The organism is Dyella ginsengisoli LA-4 (genome assembly GCF_000334915.1).
Lineage (GTDB): Bacteria > Pseudomonadota > Gammaproteobacteria > Xanthomonadales > Rhodanobacteraceae > Dyella_A > Dyella_A ginsengisoli_A.
Map to the genome: position 1 here is coordinate 142046 of NZ_AMSF01000015.1, position 22512 is coordinate 164557.

Annotated in this window: 15 protein-coding genes and 1 tRNA gene; 12 read left to right on the forward strand and 4 right to left on the reverse strand. The window is 70.0% G+C overall.

All coding sequences use genetic code 11. The features are described 5' to 3' along the window. Nucleotides 1-151: 151 nt before the first annotated feature. The 3 genes from C693_RS0103335 (at nucleotide 152) to metH (ending at nucleotide 5101) form a co-directional block, all read left to right on the forward strand. Nucleotides 152-1078 (forward strand): ArsR/SmtB family transcription factor, encoded by a 927-nt coding sequence (locus C693_RS0103335; RefSeq protein WP_017460837.1) that lies wholly within the window; start codon nucleotides 152-154, stop codon nucleotides 1076-1078. Between the two features lie 23 nt (nucleotides 1079-1101). Then, nucleotides 1102-2181 (forward strand): homocysteine S-methyltransferase family protein, encoded by a 1080-nt coding sequence (locus C693_RS0103340; protein ID WP_017460838.1) that lies wholly within the window; start codon nucleotides 1102-1104, stop codon nucleotides 2179-2181. 235 nt (nucleotides 2182-2416) lie between these two features. Then, nucleotides 2417-5101, forward strand: coding sequence for a methionine synthase (metH, locus tag C693_RS0103345; RefSeq protein ID WP_017460839.1), 2685 nt, complete (start codon nucleotides 2417-2419; stop codon nucleotides 5099-5101). A gap of 17 nt (nucleotides 5102-5118) precedes the next feature. Here metH and C693_RS0103350 read toward each other — a convergent pair whose 3' ends face one another. Next, the gene (locus tag C693_RS0103350; RefSeq protein ID WP_017460840.1) at nucleotides 5119-5460 is read right to left on the reverse strand and encodes a lipid-A-disaccharide synthase N-terminal domain-containing protein; all 342 of its coding nucleotides are present in this window, start codon (nucleotides 5458-5460) and stop codon (nucleotides 5119-5121) included. A gap of 131 nt (nucleotides 5461-5591) precedes the next feature. On the opposite strand from C693_RS0103350, the gene C693_RS0103355 reads away from it, so the two are divergent. Together C693_RS0103355 and C693_RS22495 are read left to right on the forward strand one after the other, a co-directional pair. After that, nucleotides 5592-5666, forward strand: a tRNA-Val gene (locus tag C693_RS0103355). Between the two features lie 174 nt (nucleotides 5667-5840). Continuing rightward, nucleotides 5841-8126 (forward strand): sensor domain-containing diguanylate cyclase, encoded by a 2286-nt coding sequence (locus C693_RS22495; protein WP_017460841.1) that lies wholly within the window; start codon nucleotides 5841-5843, stop codon nucleotides 8124-8126. Nucleotides 8127-8136: 10 nt separating this feature from the next. Here the strand turns inward: C693_RS22495 and C693_RS0103365 are convergent, their stop codons facing one another. After that, a complete protein-coding gene (locus C693_RS0103365) occupies nucleotides 8137-11931 on the reverse strand; it encodes an EAL domain-containing protein (RefSeq protein WP_017460842.1) in 3795 nt (1264 codons plus the stop codon). Nucleotides 11932-12157: 226 nt separating this feature from the next. Between C693_RS0103365 and C693_RS0103370 the strand changes: the two genes are divergently transcribed. From C693_RS0103370 to C693_RS0103380, 3 genes are all read left to right on the forward strand, one after another. Next, nucleotides 12158-12829 carry a DUF2238 domain-containing protein gene (locus C693_RS0103370; RefSeq protein ID WP_017460843.1) on the forward strand — a complete coding sequence of 224 codons (672 nt, stop codon included), beginning with the start codon at nucleotides 12158-12160 and terminating at the stop codon, nucleotides 12827-12829. Between the two features lie 31 nt (nucleotides 12830-12860). Next, the gene (locus C693_RS0103375) at nucleotides 12861-13862 is read left to right on the forward strand and encodes a L,D-transpeptidase family protein (RefSeq protein WP_017460844.1); all 1002 of its coding nucleotides are present in this window, start codon (nucleotides 12861-12863) and stop codon (nucleotides 13860-13862) included. A 102-nt stretch (nucleotides 13863-13964) separates the two neighbouring features. After that, on the forward strand, nucleotides 13965-14681 hold the full coding sequence (locus C693_RS0103380) for a murein L,D-transpeptidase catalytic domain family protein (protein ID WP_198506830.1): 717 nt from the start codon (nucleotides 13965-13967) through the stop codon (nucleotides 14679-14681). 9 nt (nucleotides 14682-14690) lie between these two features. On the opposite strand, the gene C693_RS22500 is transcribed toward C693_RS0103380, so the two are convergent. Further along, nucleotides 14691-15491 (reverse strand): universal stress protein, encoded by an 801-nt coding sequence (locus C693_RS22500; RefSeq protein WP_017460846.1) that lies wholly within the window; start codon nucleotides 15489-15491, stop codon nucleotides 14691-14693. Between the two features lie 194 nt (nucleotides 15492-15685). Between C693_RS22500 and C693_RS0103390 the strand changes: the two genes are divergently transcribed. From C693_RS0103390 to cydC, 4 genes are all read left to right on the forward strand, one after another. Beyond that, on the forward strand, nucleotides 15686-16123 hold the full coding sequence (locus C693_RS0103390; RefSeq protein ID WP_017460847.1) for a universal stress protein: 438 nt from the start codon (nucleotides 15686-15688) through the stop codon (nucleotides 16121-16123). A gap of 10 nt (nucleotides 16124-16133) precedes the next feature. Next, nucleotides 16134-18647 carry a cation-translocating P-type ATPase gene (locus C693_RS0103395; RefSeq protein ID WP_017460848.1) on the forward strand — a complete coding sequence of 838 codons (2514 nt, stop codon included), beginning with the start codon at nucleotides 16134-16136 and terminating at the stop codon, nucleotides 18645-18647. Nucleotides 18648-18741: 94 nt separating this feature from the next. Beyond that, nucleotides 18742-20487, forward strand: coding sequence for a thiol reductant ABC exporter subunit CydD (cydD, locus tag C693_RS0103400; protein ID WP_198506825.1), 1746 nt, complete (start codon nucleotides 18742-18744; stop codon nucleotides 20485-20487). Then, nucleotides 20484-22244 carry a thiol reductant ABC exporter subunit CydC gene (gene cydC / locus C693_RS0103405; protein WP_017460850.1) on the forward strand — a complete coding sequence of 587 codons (1761 nt, stop codon included), beginning with the start codon at nucleotides 20484-20486 and terminating at the stop codon, nucleotides 22242-22244. The genes cydD and cydC overlap by 4 nt, the downstream gene beginning before the upstream one ends. Before the next feature lie 56 nt (nucleotides 22245-22300). Here the strand turns inward: cydC and C693_RS0103410 are convergent, their stop codons facing one another. After that, nucleotides 22301-22504: a hypothetical protein gene (locus C693_RS0103410; RefSeq protein WP_017460851.1), complete on the reverse strand. Its 204-nt coding sequence runs from the start codon at nucleotides 22502-22504 to the stop codon at nucleotides 22301-22303. Nucleotides 22505-22512: the final 8 nt, after the last annotated feature.

Genomic DNA, 22512 nt, shown 5'->3' on the forward strand with positions numbered 1-22512 from the left:
CCCATTCTAACTTGGCCCCAGATAACGCCCTGTGCGGATGCAGCACAGCGGCGCGGCGTTCTGGTCGGGCGCAGCTGTTCCTACGGGCCTTGACGCACCCCGGATGCCGTCCTAGCCTTATAAATCTTTTTATCGCGATAAAAGGATGACAATGGATCTGGCGACCGCCTCCAGCGTGCTGCGTCTGCTCGCAGATCCCACCCGGGTGCGCCTGCTCGCTCTGCTGGAAAGCGAGGAGTTGACCGTGGCCGAGCTGGCCGCGGTGCTGCACCTGGCGCAGCCGCGGGTCTCCACCCATCTGGCCAAGCTGAAAGAGGCCAACCTGGTGCGCGACCGCCGCGCCGGCGTATCGGCCTACTACCGGGCCAATACCGAAGGCGACGAGCACCAGCACCAACTGGTGAAGTCGCTGCGCGACAGCATCGACGACGCACTGCTCCGCGAGGATGCCGCCCGGGTCCCCGGCGTACTGGCCCAGCGCGCCCGCGAGGCCGGCTGGGCCGATACGGTCGCCGGCGACATGGAGCGCCATTACTCGCCCGGCCGCACCTGGGAAACCCTGGCCCGCTCGCTGCTGCAACTGCTGGAAACCGGCGACGTGCTGGACATCGCTTCCGGCGACGGCATCACTGCCGAACTGCTGGCGCCGCATGCGCGCTCCATCGTCTGCGTCGACTCCAGCGAACGAGTGGTCGAGGCCGCTGCCCGCCGCTTGCAGCCCTTTGCCAATGTGGAGGTGCGCCAGGGCGACATGCAGGCACTGGACCTGGGCGAGCGCCGCTTCGACCTGGTGCTGATGCTGCATGCCCTCACCTATGCCGAGAACCCTGCTCGCGCCGTATCCGAGGCCGCGGCGGTACTGCGTCCCGGCGGGCGCCTGCTGGCGGTGACGCTGGGCGAGCACGATCACCGGACCGCGGTCGAGCCGTTCGACCACACCAACCTTGGCTTCTCGCTGAAGCAGTTGGGAGGCTTCGCCGCCAGCGCCGGACTGGAAGTGGTCAGTGCCAACCACCTGAGCCGCGAGCGCAAGGCGCCGCATTTCGAAGTCATCAGCCTGCTGGCGCGCAAGCCCTGAGGCCGTTTCCCGGAGTCCCCACGATGACCACCCTGCCCTGGCTGCATCCCGATCGCGTCGCCCTGCTCGAGGCGGCCCTGCGCGAGCGCATCCTGATCCTCGACGGCGGCATGGGCACCATGCTGCAGGGCCACCAGCTCGACGAATCGGCCTTCCGCGGCGAACGCTTCGCCGACGGGCACGATGGCGCGCACGCGCACGATCACCCCGGCGCCTGCGACCTGAAGGGCAACAACGACCTGCTCACCCTGACCCAGCCGGACATCATCCGTGGCGTGCACACCGCCTACCTGGAGGCCGGTGCGGACCTGGTCGAGACCAACACCTTCAATTCCACCCGGATCAGCCAGGCCGACTACCACCTCGAACACCTCGCCTACGAGCTCAACCGCGCCGGTGCCGCCCTGGCCCGCGAGGCCTGCGATGCCATGACGGCGAAAACGCCGGACAAGCCGCGCTTCGTGATCGGCGTGCTCGGCCCCACCAGCCGCACCGCCTCGCTGTCGCCGGACGTCAACGACCCGGGCTTCCGCAACGTGACGTTCGAGGAACTGGCGTCCAACTACACCGAGTCGGCGCGCGGCCTGATCGACGGCGGTGCCGATGTGATCATGGTCGAGACCATCTTCGACACGCTCAACGCCAAGGCGGCGCTGTACGCGCTGTCCGAGCTGTTCCGGGAAATCGGCGCACGGCTGCCGGTGATGATCTCCGGCACCATCACCGACCGCTCCGGCCGCACCCTCTCCGGGCAGACCGCCGAGGCGTTCTACTACTCGGTGCAGCACGCGCGGCCGCTGTCGGTGGGCCTGAACTGCGCGCTCGGCGCCGCCGACCTGCGCCCGCACATCCAGACCCTCGCCCGGGTGGCCGACGGCTACGTCAGCACCCATCCGAACGCCGGCCTGCCCAACGCCTTCGGCGAATACGATGAGACGCCCGAGCAGATGGCCACGGTGATCGGCGGCTTCGCCCGCGACGGCCTCCTGAACTTCGTCGGCGGCTGCTGCGGCACCACGCCGGCGCACATCCGCGCGATTGCCGAGGCGGTGAAGGACTGCGCGCCGCGCGCGCTGCCGTCGCTGGACGAGGCAGCGGCGTGAGCTGCCGGTTGCCGCGGCACTGGAACCCTCCCCTGCACAGGAGAGAGGCAGCGACGGCCCGGGACGCCACACGCTTTGGCCCTCTCCCCCGAGCCCCGCTCGGGGGAGAGGGTTGGGTGAGGGGCAGGCTTTTGGCTTTTCCCCTCTCCCGGGTAACGGAGCGCCCCCTCACCCCAGCCCTCTCCCCCGGCTACGCCGGCGGAGAGGGAGCACTTACTGCCGGCTTTCCTATTCCATGAACACTCCCCGCTACACCCGCCTGTCCGGCCTCGAACCGCTGGTGCTGACCCCGGACCTGCTGTTCGTCAACGTCGGCGAGCGCACCAACGTCACCGGCTCGGCGCAGTTCCGCAAGCTGGTCAAGGAGGAGCGCTACCACGACGCGGTGGAAGTCGCGCGCCAGCAGGTCGCCAACGGCGCGCAGATCATCGACGTCAACATGGACGAGGGCCTGATCGACTCCGAGGCGGCGATGACCCGCTTCCTCAACCTGATCGCCGCCGAGCCGGACATCGCCCGTGTGCCGGTGATGGTCGACTCGTCCAAGTGGAGCGTGATCGAGGCCGGCCTGCGCTGCCTGCAGGGCAAGGGCATCGTCAACTCGATCTCGCTGAAGGAAGGCGAAGAGACCTTCCTGGAACACGCGCGCAAGGTGCAGCAGTACGGCGCCGCCGTGGTGGTGATGGCGTTCGACGAGCAGGGCCAGGCCGACACCCGCGACCGCAAGGTCGAGATCTCCTCGCGCGCCTACGCGCTGCTGACGGAGAAGCTCGACTTTCCGCCGGAAGACATCATCTTCGACCCCAACATCTTCGCCATCGCCACCGGCATCGAGGAGCACGACAACTACGCGGTCGACTTCATCGAGGCGACCCGCGAGCTGAAGAAGCGCTTCCCGCTGAGCCACGTCTCCGGTGGTGTCTCCAACGTGTCGTTCTCGTTCCGCGGCAACAACACCGTGCGCGAGGCGATCCACTCGGTGTTCCTGTACCACGCCATCCAGGCGGGCATGGACATGGGCATCGTCAACGCCGGCGCGCTGATGATCTACGACGACATCCCGCCCGAGCTGCGCGAGCGCGTCGAGGACGTGGTGCTGAACCGCCGCGCCGACGCCACCGAGCGGCTGCTGGAGATCGCCGAGCGCTTCAAGGCAAAGAAGGGCGAGGCGGTGGTCGAGACCCTGGCCTGGCGCGAGAAGCCGGTGCACGAGCGGCTGGGTCACGCGCTGGTGCACGGCATCGACCAGTTCGTGGTCGAGGACACCGAGGAAGCGCGCCAGCTGTCGAGTCGTCCGCTGGACGTGATCGAAGGTCCGCTGATGGCCGGCATGAACGTGGTCGGCGACCTGTTCGGCGCCGGCAAGATGTTCCTGCCGCAGGTGGTCAAGTCCGCCCGCGTGATGAAGAAGGCGGTCGCCCACCTCATCCCCTACATCGAGGAAGAGAAGCGGCGCACCGGCGACGCCGGCAAGAACAACGGCACCATCGTGATGGCGACGGTGAAGGGCGACGTGCACGACATCGGCAAGAACATCGTCGGCGTGGTGCTCCGCTGCAACAACTTCGAGGTGATCGACCTCGGCGTGATGGTGCCGACGCAGGCCATCCTGGACGCCGCACGCGAGCACAAGGCCGACATCATCGGCCTGTCCGGCCTGATCACGCCGTCGCTGGAGGAAATGTCCCAGGTGGCGCGCGAGATGCAGCGGCAGGATTTCCGCATCCCGTTGCTGATCGGCGGCGCCACCACCTCGCGCGCCCACACCGCACTGAAGATCGATCCGCACTACGCGGCACCCACCGTGTGGGTGAAGGATGCCTCGCGCGCCGTCGGCGTGGCGCAGTCGCTGCTCAGCAGGGAACTGGTGGACGCGTTCATGGCCAAGGTCCGTGCCGACTACGACGAGGTCCGCGAGCGCCATCGCAACCGCGGCACCGGCAAGCCGCTGGTGCCGCTGGATACCGCTCGCGGCCAGCGCTTCCGTGGCGACTGGACGAACTACGATCCGCCGGCGCCGGCGCAACCCGGCCTGCACGTATTCGACGACTACGACCTGGCCGAGCTGCGCCGGTACATCGACTGGTCGCCATTCTTCAACGCCTGGGAACTGGCCGGCCATTACCCGGCCATCCTCACCGACGAGGTCGTCGGCCCCCAGGCCAGCGAGCTGTTCGCCGACGCGCAGTCCATGCTGGACCAGGTGATCGCGGAGAAGTGGCTGACCGCCCGCGGCGTGATCGGCTTCTGGCCCGCGGCCAGCATCGGCGACGACATCGAAGTGACCACGCCGGAAGGCAAGGTCCGCCTGCATCACCTGCGCCAGCAGGTGGACAAGCCGGTCGAGCGGCCCGACTTCTGCCTCAGCGATTTCGTCGCCCCGAAGGACAGCGGCAAGGCCGACTGGATCGGCGGCTTCGCGGTCACCGCCGGCATCGGCATCGAGGAACACGTCGCCCGCTTCGAGGCGGCGCACGACGACTACTCGGCGATCCTGCTCAAGGCGCTGGCCGACCGCCTCGCCGAAGCCTTCGCCGAGCGCATGCACGAGCGCGTGCGCCGCGAGTTCTGGGGCTACGCACCGGACGAATCGCTGGACAACGACGCGCTGGTCGCCGAGTGCTACCGCGGCATCCGCCCGGCCCCGGGCTACCCCGCCTGCCCCGACCACACCGAGAAGGCCACGCTGTTCGCCCTGCTCGATGCCCCGGCGAACGCTGGCATGCGCCTGACCGAAGGCTTTGCGATGACCCCGGCTGCCGCCGTGTCCGGCTGGTACTTCGCGCACCCGGACAGCCAGTATTTCGTGGTCGGCCGCATCAATCGCGGGCAGGTCGAGGACTATGCCCACCGCAAGGGCTGGACGCGCGAGGAAGCCGAGCGCTGGCTCGCGCCGAACCTGGACTACGACCCGGACTGACGCCCCGATGCGGGGTGTCAGCTGGTCGCGTCGCCGGTGATGCTGTTCTTCTGATGACGCAGGTGGACCACCAGGTTGTAGACCGAGACGAACACAGGGAAGAAGTTGGAAAGGATGCCCACCGAGTCGTTCTTGCCGAGGATGAAGTAGGCCAGCAGCAGCGTGCTGCCCATCACCGACAGCCACCAGAACGCCAGCGGCATCACCACGCGCTTGTGCTTGCGGGTGTAGTAGAGCTGCACGAACCAGCGGCTGGTGAACATCAGCGTGCCGGCGTAACCGACCATCTTCCAGGGCGTCAGTTCGAAGCGATGCAGGGCATCCAGGATGTGCTGGAAGTGGTGCGCGAAGGTGTCCATGAGGGTGCCGCCAGGGAGACAAGCCGGCGATTGTAGCAACCGGCCGGCACCTTCCCCGCCGGACCCCGACGGGGCGATTAAGGAAGTATTGACCGAAGCGGGGACACCCCGTATATTTGCGCGCTCCCGGCGGGCGGTTAGCTCAGCGGTAGAGCACTGCCTTCACACGGCAGGTGTCACAAGTTCGATCCTTGTACCGCCCACCAACGAATCGACGAAAGCGGGTCCGGCATGCCGGACCCGTTTTCGTATGGTCGCCCTCCCGATGCCGGCCAGGTGATCGCCGGCACAGCCACGTCAGCCGTCCCGACGCCAGGCTTTGACTGAAGACGGAACTTCTCCCGCCCCCCGCACCGTGTGCGGACCCGAAGAGATGTCCGATGCTTCCGCCCAGCCAGTCCCACGACGAACCGGAATGCCTCGCCCTGCTCCGCCGGCTCGGGCTGCACGGGCACATCGATGACCCCGTGCTCGACAGGATCACGCGTACGGCCGCGCGATTGTTTGCCGTTCCCATGGCCATGGTGCGGCTGATCCATGGCGACCGTCAGTGCCCGCTCTCCAGGTACGGTGCCGACTGGCAGGATGCATCGAACTGGCTGCCGTTCTGCCCCCACACCATCGGGCAGGACGAAGCCATGGTCGTTGGCGACGCGACCGACGACATCCGTTTCCACGACCATGCGCTGGTGACCGGCCCACCGCACATCCGCTTCTATGCGGGCCGCTCGCTGCGTTCGCGCCAGGGCATCGTATGGGGCACGCTCTGCGTGATCGACCAGGCACCGCGCGATCCCGGCAATGTCGACCGTGCCGCGCTCGGCGACCTGGCGGACATGGTGCAGGACCACCTGTGGAGCCTGGAGGACGCCGGGAGGACCCGCGCAATGCAAGTTTCGCTGGAACGCAGCGAAACCCTGCTGGCGCGGACCGCCGCACACGCCGCGGTGGGCATCGCGGTGGCGTCCACGGATGGCCACTGGCTGGAGATGAACCAGCGCTTCTGCGACATCCTCGGCCATTCGCGCGAAGAACTGCTGGGCTCACACGTGGCCGACTTCGCCCACCCTGACGACCGCGAGCCCGGGCTGGCGATGGCCCGCCGGGTGCTGCAGGGCGATACCGAGGCGCTGGACATGGAACTGCGCTTCCTGCGCGCCGATGGCAGTTGCTCCTGGACCCAGGTCGGCGCATCGGTGCTGCGCGACCGCGAAGGACGCCCCGAGAACCTCATCGTGGTCCTCACCGACATCCATGTGCGCAAGACCGTCGAGCACGATCTGGCGACCCTGCAGCACGCCCTCGAGCAACGTGTCGCCGAGCGCACGGCGGAACTGCAACTCACGGTGGCCCGCCTGCAGGGCGAGATCGCCGCGCGCGCGTCCACCCAGCAGGCGCTGATCGAGGAAAAGGAGCGCTTCGAGACCACCCTCCAGCTCGCCTCCGATGCGTTCGTGGAGGTCGATGCGGACGATCGCATCGTGTCGTGGAACCGCTCGGCGGAGCTGATCTTCGGCTGGTCGCGCGACGAGGCGATCGGGCGCTCGCTGGCCGACACCATCGTCCCCGCGTCGATGAGGGAGCGCCACCTGAAGGCATTCGAAAGCTTCATGGCCGGCCTGCCCGACACGGGCCACCTGGTCGGCCGACACCTGGAATTGAGCGGCGTGCGGCGCGATGGCGAGGAGTTCCCGCTGGAACTCACGCTGGGAGCAACCCGGATCGGCGGCCGCATGGTAGCCAACGCCTTTCTGCAGGACATCAGCCGTCGCAAGGCGGATGAACTGGCGTTGCGCAGCACCGCAGAGCGGCTGCGTACCATCACCGACAACGCACCGGCGATGATCGCCTACATCGACCGGGATCTGCGCTATCGCTTCCACAACCGCGCCTACACCGACTGGTTCGACATCGCGCCGGACGGCTTGCTGGGCATCCGGGTGCCCGAGTTCTGGGGCGAGGCAACCTGTGCGCAGCTGCAGCCGGTGATCGAACGCGTGCTGGCTGGCCATCGCGCCACGGCCGAGTATTCGCTGCCCGGACGGACGGGCCCGATGTGGTTCTACGCCACGCTGGTGCCGCACGTGGTGGAGGATGGGACCGTCGCGGGCTTCTACCTGCTCGCCCAGGACGTCACCGAGCGCAAGCGCCTGTACGAACGCATCGAGCACGAAGCTTCGCACGACGCACTCACCGGCCTGCCCAACCGCCGCGCATTGATGCAGCGGCTGCAGGAGGCGATGACGCACGCCCGCCGGCATGCCCGGGCCGTGGCCGTGCTGTTCATGGACCTGGACAATTTCAAGCCGATGAACGACACCCTGGGGCATGAGTTCGGCGATGCCGTGCTGCGCCATTTCGCCGAAACCATCCGTGCCTCGGTGCGTGACCCGGACTTCGTGGCCCGGCTCGCCGGCGACGAGTTCGTGGTGGTGATCGAGGATCTCGCGCCGGTCCGCGATTACGCCGGACGACTCGGTCGGGCGCTGCTGGAGCGGCTGGCCACGGAGCGGGAGATCCAGGGAGTCGCCGTGCGGTTGGCTGCCAGTATCGGCGTGGCGGTGCACGACGGCGAGGACGAGGAGACACCGCAGGAGCTCCTGCGCCGTGCCGACGCGGCGATGTACCGGGCGAAGGCTGCCGGGAGGCAGCGACTGGCCTTCTGATCCGGTCGGCTCACGCCGTCGCGCGGGAGCGCTCCTCGAACTGCACCTGTTCGATCAGCAGCTGGATGAAGCGGTTCCTCTGCCGGCGGTATTGCGCATCGTGGGGACCGGCCACGGCGGCGGCATGCATCGCGACGTGCGCCGTACTCGCCTCACGCAGGTTCGCGTTCACCGCGAGTGCGGCATCCAGGTAGCTTCCGGTCGCACATGTGCGCTCGGCGTGGTGCCGCCAGAACTCCGGCCCGGCCGGCAGCGCCAGCAATTGCTCCTCCCACTGCAATGCGCTGGCGAGGGCTCCCAGCGCCGTGACCGGACGGGCGGCGTTCCACTTCCAGCGGAAGCCGTCCAGCCAGCGCGGGAGATCCCCCGGCGGCATCGGCCGCGCCAGGGCGTAGCCCTGCCCCATGTCCGCGCCCAGCCACAGCGCGGCCTCGATCAGACCCGGCGTCTCCAGACCCTCGACCACCACATCGAGCCCCAGGTCGTGCCCGAGCCGGACCAGCTGGCGAATGAAGCGCAGCGTGCGCAGCGGATCGTCGGCCACCTGCATCACGATGGCCTGGTCGATCTTCACCCGGTCGAATGGCCAGTGCCGCAGGCGGATGAGCGAGCTGTAGCCTGCGCCGAGATCGTCCTCGACCAGCCGCACACCCAGTGCCTTGAGCGCCTGCATGCCGGCCATCCCGGAAGCCGCGCTGTGGTCGGTGCCCATCGGCGATTCGAGGATCTCCAGCAGCAGCGACTCGACCGGGCAGCGTCCCTCGGAAATGCTCGCCGCTGCGGCCTCGGCGTAGCGCGGATCCTCCAGCGCTGCAGCCGGCGTGTTCACCGACACGTCCACCACATGGCCCATCCGGAAGAGCATCTCCCGCTGCTGCGTCGCCTGCGAAAGCACCTGCCGGAACAGCACCACCAGGTCGTCGTCCCCCAGTGCCGGAAGGAAACGCGCGGGCGACAGCAGTCCTCCGTCCGGGTCCTGCAGACGCGCCAGCGCCTCCAGTTCCGACACCCGGCCATCGGCCAGCCGCACCACCGGCTGGTAGTAGGTCTGCAAGGCATCGGTGGCGATCAACGCCCGCCAGCGTTCGCGCACGAAGAAGGGCAGCAGCTCCGTTCCCGGCCGCGGCGGCACCAGACGGGCCAGGGCGAGATCGAGCAGATTCTTGAGCTGGTCGACGAACGCCTGCTGGTCCTCGCTCTGGAAGCCGCCCGAATACGCGCTGTAGATCGTGAGCACCGCCGATGGCGTCGGCGGCATCGGGCAAAGGGGAATCGCTACGCTCGACACGATCCCGATCGGCAGCGCCACGTCGCGCCAGCTGACCATCGCCGGATCGGTCCCGTAGTGCAGGCAGCGCTGCACCTGTCCGGTGCGCCATGCGCGCCCGCTGGGCCCGCCGCCCTGCTGGCTGTCGGCATTGACCCTGATCGGCGCGGCGCCCCCCCGCGCCAGCGCCCGAAGGTATTCGGCAAACGCTTCGCCGCCGACGGCTTCATAGGTGAGCTGACCACTGTCGTCGGGCCGACCGACCGCGCAGGAACAGATTTCGCTGTGCCCGGCAAGCGCGTCCACCACGCCCTGGATCAGCTCGAGATAGCCTTCCGCCGACCAGGCCAGTGCGTTGAGGCGCGCCAGCAACGCCACACGCTCACGCTGCACGTCGCGGATGCTCTCCAGTTGCCACTGGCGCTCGAGCCCGAGCCGCTGCAGCACGATGCCCAGCGGGCGCCGATCGCTGACCGACAGGCTGCCGAAACGCTGCGCGATGAGGTCCCGCAGGCGTTCCACGCCCTCCAGCAACCAGACCTCCTCCAGGCCGGCCGAAGCATGAAAGCGCCCGGCACGCGCCGCCTGCAGACGATGCGACTCGATATCCAGGCCCGGCGTCACCAGCAGATGGATGTGCTGGGCGAAGCGTGCTGCCAGCATGGCGCGGTCGACCTCGGGCAATACCGCGAACAGCCGGGCGATGCCTTCGTGCGAACGCAGCTCGCCGATAAAGGCATCGACGAGCTCGGGAACCAGCGGCTCGGCAAGCGCGGCCCACGGCCTCAGCAGGACCTCGGCGTGCTGCCCGTAGGGTGCCTGGTTGCGGCCGTCGAACTCGGGGACGGGCTGTCCGGCCGTGGCGAGCGGGGTCGACCACCAGCGCTCGCGTTGCCGCTTGCGCGCCTTCACCTGGTACATCGCCTGGTCGGCACGGCGCAGCAGCTGCTGGCCGCCGCCGGTCGCGTGGTCCGGGAACAGCGCGATGCCCAGACTGGCGGTCAGCTCGAACACTTCGCCGTCGACCCGCATGGGCTCGCGCAGGGCGATCCACAGGCGATCGAGCAGGGGCTCGATCTCCACGTCGCGATGCAGCCCCTCGCAGACGATCACGAACTCGTCGCCGCCCAGGCGGGCGATGTAGTCGTCCGGCCGCAATGCCGCGCGCAGCCGACGCGCGACCTCGACCAGCAGGAGATCGCCGGTGGCATGCCCGTAGCGATCGTTGATCGGCTTCAGGTCATCCAGATCGAGCATGCCCACGGCAACCAGTCGCTCGTTGCGCTCGGCGCGCTCGAGAGCGCACTCCATGTGCATGTCCAGCGCACGCCGGTTCGGCAATCCGGTCAGCGCATCGTGCAGGGCGAGGTAGGTCTGCCGCTGCTGCTCTTCGAGCTGGGCCCGGCGACGTTCGTGCTGGTGCAGAGCGATTCCGGCCACCTCGGCCAGTTCGTCCAGTACGTGGCACATCTCGTCGTCGAACGCGTCTTCCTCCCGGGTGATCAGGGCGAACACCCCGATCGGCTTCGCCGAGCGCCCGGGCGCGTGGTCCGGCGCAAGAACCGGCCAGCATCCGGAGGCCCCCATGCCCGCCAGCGGCCCGTGCCGCCAGATCGGCGACATGTCGCTGCGCTCGCCGGGACGGATCCGGATCTGCGGACGCATTTCGCGCAAGGCGATCAGGGGCAGCGGCACCCGCTCACCCTCGGCCGGCAGCCGGGGAAAAAGTCGCCCGAGCTCCTCGGCGATCGGACCGGCGAGCGCAACGCGACGAAGCGACGCGCCATCATTCTCGACCATCAGTACATCCACGGCGGCGGCGCCGGCGACTTCGACCAGCGACTGGGCCAGCGTGCGATACACCGCGGCCGGGTCCGGCTGCTCGAGCAGCGCCCGCTGGATCGCACGCTGTGCCTCGCGGTAACGGCTGATGCGCTGATCCCGCTCGATCATGGCCTGGTGGTCCCAGAACCGAACCAGCTCGACCACCAGCTGCTCCAGCCACGCCCCCAGTTCATCCAGCGCCTCGTCCGCGGCATCGACCGTGCAGGCCGCCAGCACCAATCGGCTGCCATCCTGCGCACGGGTTGCCGCCAGGCAACACGCGAACCCGTCGTTCCACGCGCCGGTCTGCCCCGGGGCAGACGCCTCGGGGCTCCGCCGCGAGACGTACCCAGCCTGCAGATCGAGCACCTGGCCCACCGGGTCCTCCGGCCCGACGCGAGGCGGATCGTCTCCCGAAAGCAGGCGGCCAGCCCGGTCGGTCGCCGACCCGGCCGCGGCGAGCACAGTGATTCCGTCGCCACCGGGCGCATGTCGACCGACCCAGACCAGCGGCAGCTCCATCGTTGCCGCGAAAATCGCCACGGCCTCGGCCATGGCGAGTCGGCGGTCGTAGCCGTGGTTCGTGTGCAGGCGAACCAGGGTTTCGGCAAGGCTCCGGTAGAAGCGTGAGCGCAGCCGGGCTCCGGCCAGGGCATGATCCGGCGCCTCCCGCTTCAAGCCGTCGCGCTCTGCTCCCCGATCGCCCTGTTCCATCCGAAATCGTCCCGACTCGCCCATCGCACGCACTGCCGCGCCCCGGTGAACCGGTGGAGCGAAGTGCCCCCGGGGCGCTCCGGACCCGTATGCTTCCTTATCGTCGTCCCCTTGCGGAGCTTGAATCGCCACCGCCCGCGTCCGGCATCATAACCCCGTGCGCGAAGGCCTGCGCCACGTGCCAGACTGCGGGTCACACGACCTGCAACCACCCCCGACGGGTTTCATGGTGCCTTCCGATAGCGACAGTGACTGGCGGTTCCCCGCGCTGCTGCTGGGGCTGTTCCTCATCGCAACCAGCCTGCTCGGTATCGCGCCACGTTATCGGCAGGACTGGCTGCTGGAGAACGCGGTCGTGCTGGTGGCGCTGCCCCTGCTCACCTACGGCTGGCACCGCCTCCGTTTTTCCCGTGGGGCATGCATGGCGCTGTTCGCATTCCTGCTGCTGCACGAAGTGGGGGCGCACTACACCTACTCCGAGGTGCCGTACGACGCATGGTTCCAGCGCCTCACCGGCCACTCGCTCGACCGCCTGCTCGGATTCCCGCGCAACGAATACGACCGCCTGGTGCACTTCCTCTACGGACTGCTGGTGACGCCGATGGCGGTGGAGCTGCTCGATCGCCGCGCGCCGCCGCGGGGCATCTGGCGATGGATCCTGCCGGTGACCTTCGTGATGTCGCACTCGGTGGTGTACGAGCTGGTGGAATGGCTCGCGGCGGTTCAATTCGGCAACGGGCTGGGCACCGCCTATCTCGGTACCCAGGGAGATCCGTGGGACGCGCAGAAGGACATGGCGCTGGCTGCACTCGGCAGCGTGCTGGCCATGGTGGCAAAGGCGATTGGCGACGCGCTTCGACGGGAACGCGATTGCCGCCGCCAGGCAAGCGGCCCATGATGAAGTGACGATCCCGCCTCCCTTTTTCCGCATGTCCTCCCCACGCCGCACCCGCCTGCCGATCGCACTGCTGCTCGCCCTGCTGCTGTGGCCGGCGGCGTCGTTGCGGGCTGCCACGCGCTATTTCTGGCATCCGGAAATTGCACCTGCCGGCCCGGTGGTGGTGATCGTCAGCCTCGACGAGCAGTCGATCTACGTGTATCGCAATGGCGTGGCGATCGGCGCGGGCCCGATCAGCTCCGGCAAACCGGGGTACGAGACGCCCCCTGGCGTCTACAGCATCCTGCAGAAGGAGCGCGAGCATCGCTCCAACCTCTACGACGACGCGCCGATGCCATACATGCAGCGGCTGACCTGGGACGGCGTCGCGCTGCACGGCGGCGTGCTGCCCGGGCATCCGGCCTCCCACGGCTGCGTGCGATTGCCGCCGGCCTTCGCCGAGAAGCTGTTTGCCGTGACCCAGCGTGGCGGCATCGTCGTCGTATCCGACAGCAAGGTATCGCCGGCGCCGATCGTGCACCCCGCCGCGGTGGCACCGATCGACCTGACCGGCGCACCGATGGCCGTGCCCGACGGGGGGGACGATACGCTCACCCTGGCGCCGGGAGGCGCGTTGGGCGTGGTGGTCAGCACGTACGACCAGCGGGTCTATGTGCTGCGCAATGGCGTGCTGATGGGACAGGCGCCGCTGGCGATGGCCCCTGGCGAGATCCCAGCGGGCACGCTGCTGTACGTGATGACCGGTCGGGCGGAAGCCGGCGGGGACAACCGCCCGACGCTGCCCCGCTGGTCGGCCTATCGCATCCTGGGCGAAGGCCCTGTGCCGGATCCCGCAACGATGGCCGCGCAGATTCATGTGCCGGGCGGGTTCGGGCAGCGGCTGCGCGACGCCATGGTGCCGGGGACGACGGTGCTGGTCACCGACCTGCCCGGTCTGGGTGGCGACGAGAAAGCCCCCTACGCCAAGCTGCTCGAATCGACCTCTCCCGAGCCGACGACCGCGAAACCCGTCACGCCGCGCGAAAGTCGCTGAGTTCGTTCATTTTTTCCTGACAATTCGTTCAGCTTCCGCACCGGAAACTGGCCGCCATCCGTTCTTGTGGTTGCCCCCATGCCGTACTTCGCCCCTCGCACCCTGGTGCGTCGCGTGCTTCCCGTTGTTGCCCTGCTGCTCGGCCTTGCGCCCGCATCCCATGCGACGGCGCCCGGCGACCTTGCAAGCGCGCTGGTCCGGGCTGCACCGGCGGCCGATCCACGCGTGATCACGCTGGCGACCCGCGCCCTGCAGTGCGTGCAGAAGGCCATGCCCGCACGCACGCTGAGCGTGATCGACTACTCGCGCCCCTCCACCCAGCCGCGGCTGTGGGTGTTCGACCTGGCCCACCGCACCCTGCTGTTCAAGGAGCTCGTGGCGCACGGCCGCAACAGCGGAGACAACCTGGCCTCGCATTTCTCCAATGCGCCGGGCAGCCTGATGTCCAGCCTCGGCACCTTCGTCACGGACGGCACCTACGTGGGCCACAACGGCTATTCGCTGCGTCTGAAGGGGCTGGACGAGGGTTTCAACGACAACGCCGAAAGCCGCGCCATCGTGATCCACGGGGCCAGCTACGTCAGCCCCCTGTTCGCCTCCTCCGAGGGGCGCCTGGGGCGCAGCTGGGGCTGCCCGGCAGTGCGTCGGGGCGTGGCCAAGCGCCTGATCGACACGATCAAGGATCGTTCGGTGGTCTTCGCCTATTACCCCGACCCCAGGTGGCTGAAGCAGTCCTCCACGCTGGGCGATTGCGGCACCGAGGTGACCGCCGGCCTCGAGCGCGCAACGGTGCCGCGCCGGACGCTGCTCAGCCCCTGAGCCCCGGCGTCAGTGCGCCATCAACAGCGGCAGATGGGTGTGATCGAGTACGTGGCGGGTCGCGCCGCCGAGGGCCAGCTCGCTCAGGCGTGACCGCCCCCAGGCGCCCATCACCAGCAGGTCCGCCCCGATCTCCCGGGCCGTTTCGAGCAGAGCCTTGCCGACGTTGGCACCCTTGTCGAAGCGCTGCCATTCGACCGCCACACCCTGCCGTTCCAGCCAGGCCCGCAGTGGCAGCGCCGGCGGAGACAGACCGGGCAGACCGGTGCGCTCGCCGTCGAGCACGAGTACCTTGCCCGCCCGCTTGAGCAACGGCAACGCCGCCTTGACCGCACCGGCCGCCTCGCCGGACCCGTTCCAGGCCACCAGGATGCGATCCGGCGCGCCGGTACCGCGCCAGGTCTCCGGCACCAGCAGCATCGGTGAGGCATCGTCGAACAGGGTACGGGTGATGTTGTCGAAGCCGATCGGCGCATCCGGGTTGCGCACCGGCAACTCGGTGACGATGAACTGGGCCAGCCGTGAACGCTTGGCCAGGATCGGCACATAGGCGCCACGGATCACCTCCCACGCCCCTTTCACCTCATGCCGCGCGCACAGTGCGCCCCACTGCGTGGCGAAAGCCTGCGCCGAGCGCTCCTCGGTATCGAGCAGCGCCAGCGCCTCGGGCATGGCCATCACCGGCGGATACACCGCCACCACGTGGATGCCGGTGGCGAAGGCGTCCAGTTGACGGGCTGCGGCCAGGCCGACCACGCAGGCCGGCGTGCCGTCCTCGAGACGGTCGAGGTTGATGATCAGGTCGAGCATGACGGGGGCTCCGGATGGCGTGGCCGACATGCTGCATCAACCGTCCGCGTCCGCCGTTGATCAGGGTCAACCGGCCGGTCGGCCACGACGACCCATCTCCCCGGCCACCGAACGGGGGCGCCATTGACGCCCATCAAGATCGGCCTTGCCGACCTGGCGCACCCTGTATCCGTCCACTGCGTCCGGAGCACGCCATGTTCAAGCACATCCTGGTTCCTACCGACGGATCGGAGCTCTCCATCCGTGCGGCCACCACGGCCATCGACCTCGCCCGCACCTGCGGGGCACGCATCCTCGCCCTGCACGTGGTGCCGCCCTTCCACACGATCTCCTACATGGCCGAGATGCTTGCGGCCACCGAGCTGGCTTACACGCAGGAGTCGATCGCACGCGCCGAACGCTTTCTTGCCGAGGTGCGCGATCGTGCCGCCAAGGCCGGCGTGCCCTGCGACAGCCGCTACCTGCTCGACGAACAACCGCACAAGGTGATCGCGCGGGTCGCCGGCGAGAACCACTGCGACCTGATCGTGATGGGCTCGCACGGCTGGCGCGGCCTGAACCGCCTGCTGCTGGGCAGCGAGACGCAGAAGGTGCTGCTGACCGCCGAACCGCCCGTGCTGGTCTGCCATTGATGCCACCGCGATGAGGGCGGAAGGCAGTCCGTCCACGGCCCCCGACGGCGACGGCAGCCACGCCGGCCTCGACCCGGCGGAGGCGGCACGACGACTGCGGTGCGACGGCCCGAACGCCCTGCCCGGCGGCGAACACCGGCCGCTGTGGCGCACGCTGGCCGGCGTGCTGGCCGAGCCGATGCTGCTGATGCTGCTGGCCGCCGGCGGCATCTACCTGGCCCTCGGCGACCGCGCCGAGGCCGCCTTCCTGATGGGCTCGGTGCTGGTGGTGATCGGCATCACGCTGGCCCAGGAGCACCGCACCCAGCGGGCCCTCGAAGCGCTGCGCGATCTGTCCGCGCCGCGCGCACTGGTCCTGCGCGGCGGGCAGCGGGTCCGCATCGCCGCGATCGAGGTGGTGGCGGGCGACCTGCTGGTGCTGCACGAGGGCGACCGCATCGCTGCCGATGCCACGCTGCTGGAAGGCCAGCTCGACGTCGACGAGTCGCTGCTGACGGGCGAGGCCGTTCCGGTGAACAAGCTGGTCGGCGCCGCCCCCTCCCCGCTATTCGCCAGCACCGTGGTGACCCGCGGTCGCGGCCTCGCCCGCGTCACCGCCACCGGTGCACGCACCCGGGTCGGCGGCATCGGCCTGGCGCTGGCGAGTGCGGTGGAACCGCCATCGCGCCTGCAGCGGTCCTCGCGTCGGCTGATCCGCACGATGACCGTCGCCGGCCTGCTGGTGGCCGCCGCCTATGCCCTGCTGCTGTGGTCGTGGGATGGCCAGGGCGCGCTGCCCAGCGTGCTGGCCGGTGTCGCGCTGAGCATGGCGCTGCTGCCGGAGGAGATCCCGGTGGTGCTCACCGTGTTCCTCGCGCTCGGCGCCTGGCGCATCGCCCGCCAGCAGGTGCTGACGCGGCGCATGCCGGCGGTGGAGACGCTGGGTGCGATCACCGTGCTGGCGGCCGACAAGACCGGCACGCTGACCCGCAACCGCATGGAGGTAGCCGAGCTGGCCATCGACGATGGCCATTACGACGCGGCGACGGGAGGCCCGCTGGACGAGCCGTTCCACGCGCTGGTCGAGTTCGCCATGCTGGCCACGCCGGCGCAGCCGTTCGACCCGATGGAGCAGGCGATCCAGTCGTTCGGCCGGAGCCTGCTCGCCGGCACCGAACACGTGCATGCCGACTGGCTGCCGATCGCCGAGTACGGCCTCAGTCCGGAGATCCTGGCGATGACCCGGGTGTACCCGGAGCGCGCACCCGACCGCCACCTGCTGGCCACCAAGGGCGCGCCGGAGGCGGTCGCCGACCTCTGCCACCTGGCCGAGCCCGAACTCGCCGAGCTGCGAGCGACCGTGGCGGCGATGGCCGGACGCGGCCTGCGCGTGCTCGGCGTGGCCCGCGGCCACTGGCGCGGCGACGCCCGCCCGGCCAGCCAGCACGACTTCGACTTCGAGTTCCTCGGCCTCGTCGGCCTGCTGGATCCGCCGCGCAGCGAGGTGCCGGCAGCGCTGGCCGAATGCCGTGCGGCGGGCGTCCGCGTGATCATGCTCACCGGCGACCATCCGCTCACCGCGCAGGCGATCGGCCATCGCGTCGGCCTCGCCGACACGCCGGTGGTGCTGACCGGCGGCGACATCGACGCGATGGACGACGCCACGTTGACCGCGCGCCTGCGCGACACCGACATCTGCGCCCGGGTCATGCCCGAGCAGAAACTGCGGCTGGTGCGCTGCCTGCAGGCCGGCGGCGAGGTGGTGGGCATGACCGGCGACGGCGTCAACGACGCGCCCGCACTGCGGGCCGCCGACGTCGGCATCGCGATGGGCGAGCGCGGCACCGACGTGGCGCGCGAGGCGGCGGCGCTGGTGCTGCTGGACGACAGCTTCGCCAGCATCGTGGCGGCGATCCGGCAGGGGCGGCGCATCGACGACAACGTGCGCCGCGCCACCCGCTTCATCTTCGCCGTGCACGTGCCGGTGGTGGCGCTGGCGCTGGTACCGGCGCTGGCGCAGTGGCCGGTGCTGCTGATGCCGGTGAACATCGTGCTGCTCGAACTGCTGATCGATCCGGCGTGCTCGGTGGTGTTCGAGGCCGACCCGGCCGCCGACAACGTGATGCGCCGACCGCCGCGCCGGGCCGCCGACTCGCCGTTCGCCCCCCGCCAATTGCTGCGCGGGCTGCTGCAGGGCGCCGGCCTCGCGGCGATCCTGCTCACGGGTTTCGGCCTGCTGCAGGACGCCGTGGGAGCGGTGCAGGCGCGCACCGGCACGTTCCTCGCCCTGCTGCTGTCGGTATTCCTGCTGACCCTTGCCAATCGCGCGCACCACCGCGCGGGCACCGGCAATCCGTGGCTGTTGCCGATGTTCGCCGCCCTGCTGGCGATGATCGCGCTCGCGCTCGGCGTGCCGTGGCTGCGCCACGTGATGGCGATGGCCTGGCCCGCACCGGCCACGTGGCTCGGCGTGGCGGCGATGCTCGCCGCATCCGCCGCCTGGCTGGCGCTGCTGCGGCGTCGCGCCTCGCCGCGGAGCGGCTGAAACAGCCGGCCGGCCCGTCGCGCACTGCTATCCTGCGCGGGCCCGGATGGCCGTCCGGCGCATCCGTCCCCTGTCCACCGAGCGTGCCCGCCGCGTGTCCGCCGCCTCCGACCTGCCGCGCCCCGAAGTCTGGCTGAAGAGCTTCCGTTCCCGGGTCCGTGCACCGCTGCGCCAGGCGACCGCACTCGGTCTGGTCAACGGCCTGCTGCTGGTCGCCCAGGCCTGGCTGGCGGCATGGGCGATCAATGCCGGCGTGATGCACCACGCGCCAATGGCCCGGCTGTGGCCGGCGCTGGCCGCCCTGCCGGTGGTGTTCGTACTGCGTTTCGCACTGGCACGCGCGGCCGAGCGCGTCGCCTTCCGCGCCGGCGCCATCGTGCGCCGCACGCTGCGCGCCGACCTGCTGGCCCACCTGCAGCGACTGGGACCGGCGTGGCTGCAACGGCAGGCGCGCGGCGACCTGGTCACCAGTGTCGTGGGCGGCGTGGAGGCGATGGAGGGCTACTACGCGCGCTACCTGCCGACCATGGGCATGACCGCGCTGCTGCCGCTGGCGATCCTGGTCGCGGTGTTTCCCGCCGACTGGGTCTCGGCGCTGGTGATGCTGGTCAGCGCGCCGCTGATCCCGTTCTTCATGTGGATGATCGGCAAGGGCACCGAGGAGCTGAACCAGAAGCAGTGGCGCGTGCTGGCGTTCCTCGGTGCGCGCTTCCTGGACACCCTGCAGGGCCTGACCACGCTCAAGCTGTTCGGTGCCAGCCGGCGCGAGGCGGCCGTGGTGGCGCAGGTGTCGGACGACTACCGGCGCAGCACCATGCAGGTGCTGCGCGTGGCGTTCCTGTCGTCGGTGGTGCTGGAGTTCCTCGCCACGGTGAGCATCGCCGTGGTCGCCGTGCTGGTGGGCTTTCGCCTGATGTGGGGCGAGCTGGCCTTCCTGCCCGGTCTGTTCGCCCTGCTGCTGGCACCGGAATTCTTCGGCCCGTTGCGCAACATGGGCACCGTCTACCACCTGCGCATGGAAGCGATCGGCGCGGCGGAGCGGATGGTGCAGATCTTTGCCGAACCGGCCGACGGGCGACCGCGGGGAACGGCGCCGGCGCCCTCGGCAGCACCATCGCTGTCGTTCGAAGCCACCGGCTTCGCCTACCCGGACGGCACCGTCGCACTGGACGCCTGCCGCTTCACCGCCCCGGCCGGCCAGGTCACGGCGATCGTCGGTGCCAGCGGTGCCGGCAAGAGCACCGTGCTGCACCTGTTGCTCGGGTTCATCGGACGCACCCGCGGTCGCATCACGGTCGGTGATGTCGACCTGGCGGACATCGCCGAAACCGACTGGCTGGCGCGCGTCGCCTGGGTGCCGCAGCGCGCGCACCTGTTCGAGGGCAGCGTGGCCGACAACCTGCGACTGGCGCGCCCCGATGCCGATGATGCGCAGCTGCGCGAGGCCGCCCGCGCCGCCGGCGCCGAGGCCTTCATCGACGCGCTGCCGCAGGGCTTCGACACGCCGCTCGGCGAGCGCGGCGCCAACCTGTCCGGTGGACAGGTGCAACGGCTCGCGCTGGCCCGCGCGTTCCTGAAGGACGCGCCGGTGCTGCTGCTGGACGAGCCGACCGCCCACCTGGACACGCACAGCCAGCGGGCGGTACTCGAGGCGATCGAGCGGCTGGCCCGCGGCCGCACCGTGCTGCTGGTGACCCATCGCCTGCACGCGCTGGCGCTGGCCGACCACGTGGTGGTTCTCGACGACGGACGGGTGGTCGAACAAGGCCCGCCGGATGCGCTGCGCGCGGCCGATGGTCCGTTCGCACGCCTGCTGGCCGCTGCCGCGGTGTCCGCATGACGCGCCGCGCCGACCGCGCCCAGGGGCGTGCCGACCTGCGCCGGCTGTGGGTGCTATTCCGCCCCTACCGCGCGTGGATGGCCGGCGGCGCCCTGCTGGCGCTGGCCGCCCTGCTCGCCAACGTCGGCCTGCTGGCGGTGTCCGGCCACTTCATCGCGGCAATGGCGCTGGCCGGCGCGGCCAGCGTCACGCTGAACTACTTCACCCCGGCCGCGCTGATCCGCGCCTTCGCGCTGACCCGCACCGGCGGCCGCTACCTGGAACGGCTGGTCACCCACGAGGCCACCTTCCGCCTGCTGGCGCAGCTGCGGGTGTGGTTCTACGAACGCCTCGAGCCACTGGCCCCGGCACGCCTGCAGTCGCTGCGCGCCGCCGACCTGCTGTCGCGCATCCAGGCCGACATCGACACGCTCAACCAGGTCTATCTGCGCCTGTTCGTGCCAGTGGTGGTGGCCGCGCTCGGCAGCCTGGCGATCGTCGCGGTGATGGCCATCTTCAGCGTGCCGGTCGCGCTGGGGACGGCGCTGGGGCTTGCGCTCGCCGGGTTGGCCTTGCCGGCCTGGCTGCGGCATCGCGGCGAAGCGGCCGGCGCCCGCGCCGTGCAGACCCGCGCCGCCCTGCGCAACGCGGTGGCCGATGCCCTCGCCGGAGCCGCCGAACTGCGCGTGTACGGCGCGGAGCACGCCTGGCATGAACGCGTGCAGCGGCTCTCCGACGACCTGCTCGCCGACCAGCGCCGGTTGAGCGAACTGGCCGGCTTCTCCGCCGGCGCCGTCGGCCTGTGCGCCAATCTCGCGCTGTGGTGGGCGGTGATCGCTGCGGCGCCCGCGGTGGCCGCCGGCGCGATCGCGCCGGCGCAACTGGCGATGCTGGCACTGTTCGCCATGGCCGCGTTCGAGGCGGTGACGCCGCTGCCGCTGGCGTTCCAGATGCTGGGCGAGCAGCTCGCCGCGGCACGACGCATTTTTTCCGTGGTGGATGCCGAGCCGGCCGTTGCCACGCCGGGCCGTCCCTCGCCCGCGCCGCGCGATGCCAGCGTGCGCTTCGAACGCGTGCGCTTCCGCTACGACGTGGACCGCCCCTGGGTGCTGGACGGTTTCGACCTGGCGCTCGCGCCCGGCTCGCGCACCGCACTGGTCGGCGCCAGCGGTGCCGGCAAGAGCAGCGTGCTGCAGCTGCTGGCCCGTTTCCGCGACTTCCAGGACGGCCAGGTACTGCTCGGCGGCGAGCCGCTGCGGGACTTCGCCCCGGACGACGCACGCGCCTGCTTCGCGGTGGTCTCGCAGGACGCCTACCTGTTCAACGGCACGGTGCTGGACAACCTGCTGCTGGCGCGGCCGGAAGCCGACGAAGCGGCCATCGTGGCGGCCTGCCGCGCGGCGCAGGTGCACGAGGTGATCGAGGCCCTGCCCGAGGGCTACCACACCACGCTCGGCGAAGCCGGCATGCGCCTGTCCGGTGGCCAGGCGCGCCGGTTGGCGATCGCCCGCGCGCTGCTCAAGGATGCCCCGATCTTGCTGCTGGACGAACCCACCGAGGGCCTCGATGCCGCCACCGCCCGCGCGCTCCACGACTCGCTGGCCGTCGCCATGGCCGGCCGCACCGTGCTGCTGATCACTCACCAGCTCGGCACGCTGGCCGGCCTGGTCGACGAGGTAGCGGTGCTGGACGGCGGGCGCGTCGTCCAGCGCGGCCGGCCCGGCGATCTGGCGCGACAACCCGGCCCCTTCCTCGACCTGCAGGACCTGCTGGGCTGAAAAAAACGAGGGGACCGTTGCCGGTCCCCTCGCCCCCTTCCCCGCAAGCGTCCGGCTCAGTGGCCGGCCGGCTCCGACTCGTCGACGGTGCCGTCGTGCGCGTCCATCCAGGCGCCGCCCGCCGCGGCGACCAGCACGATCATCGCGGTGCCGACGAACCAGGCGAAATACCAGGAGCCGTAATCGCCCAGGATCACGCCCATCACGATTGCCACCACGGCGAGCAGCATGTAGATCAGGAATTGCAGCAAGGTCTTCATGGCTCGCT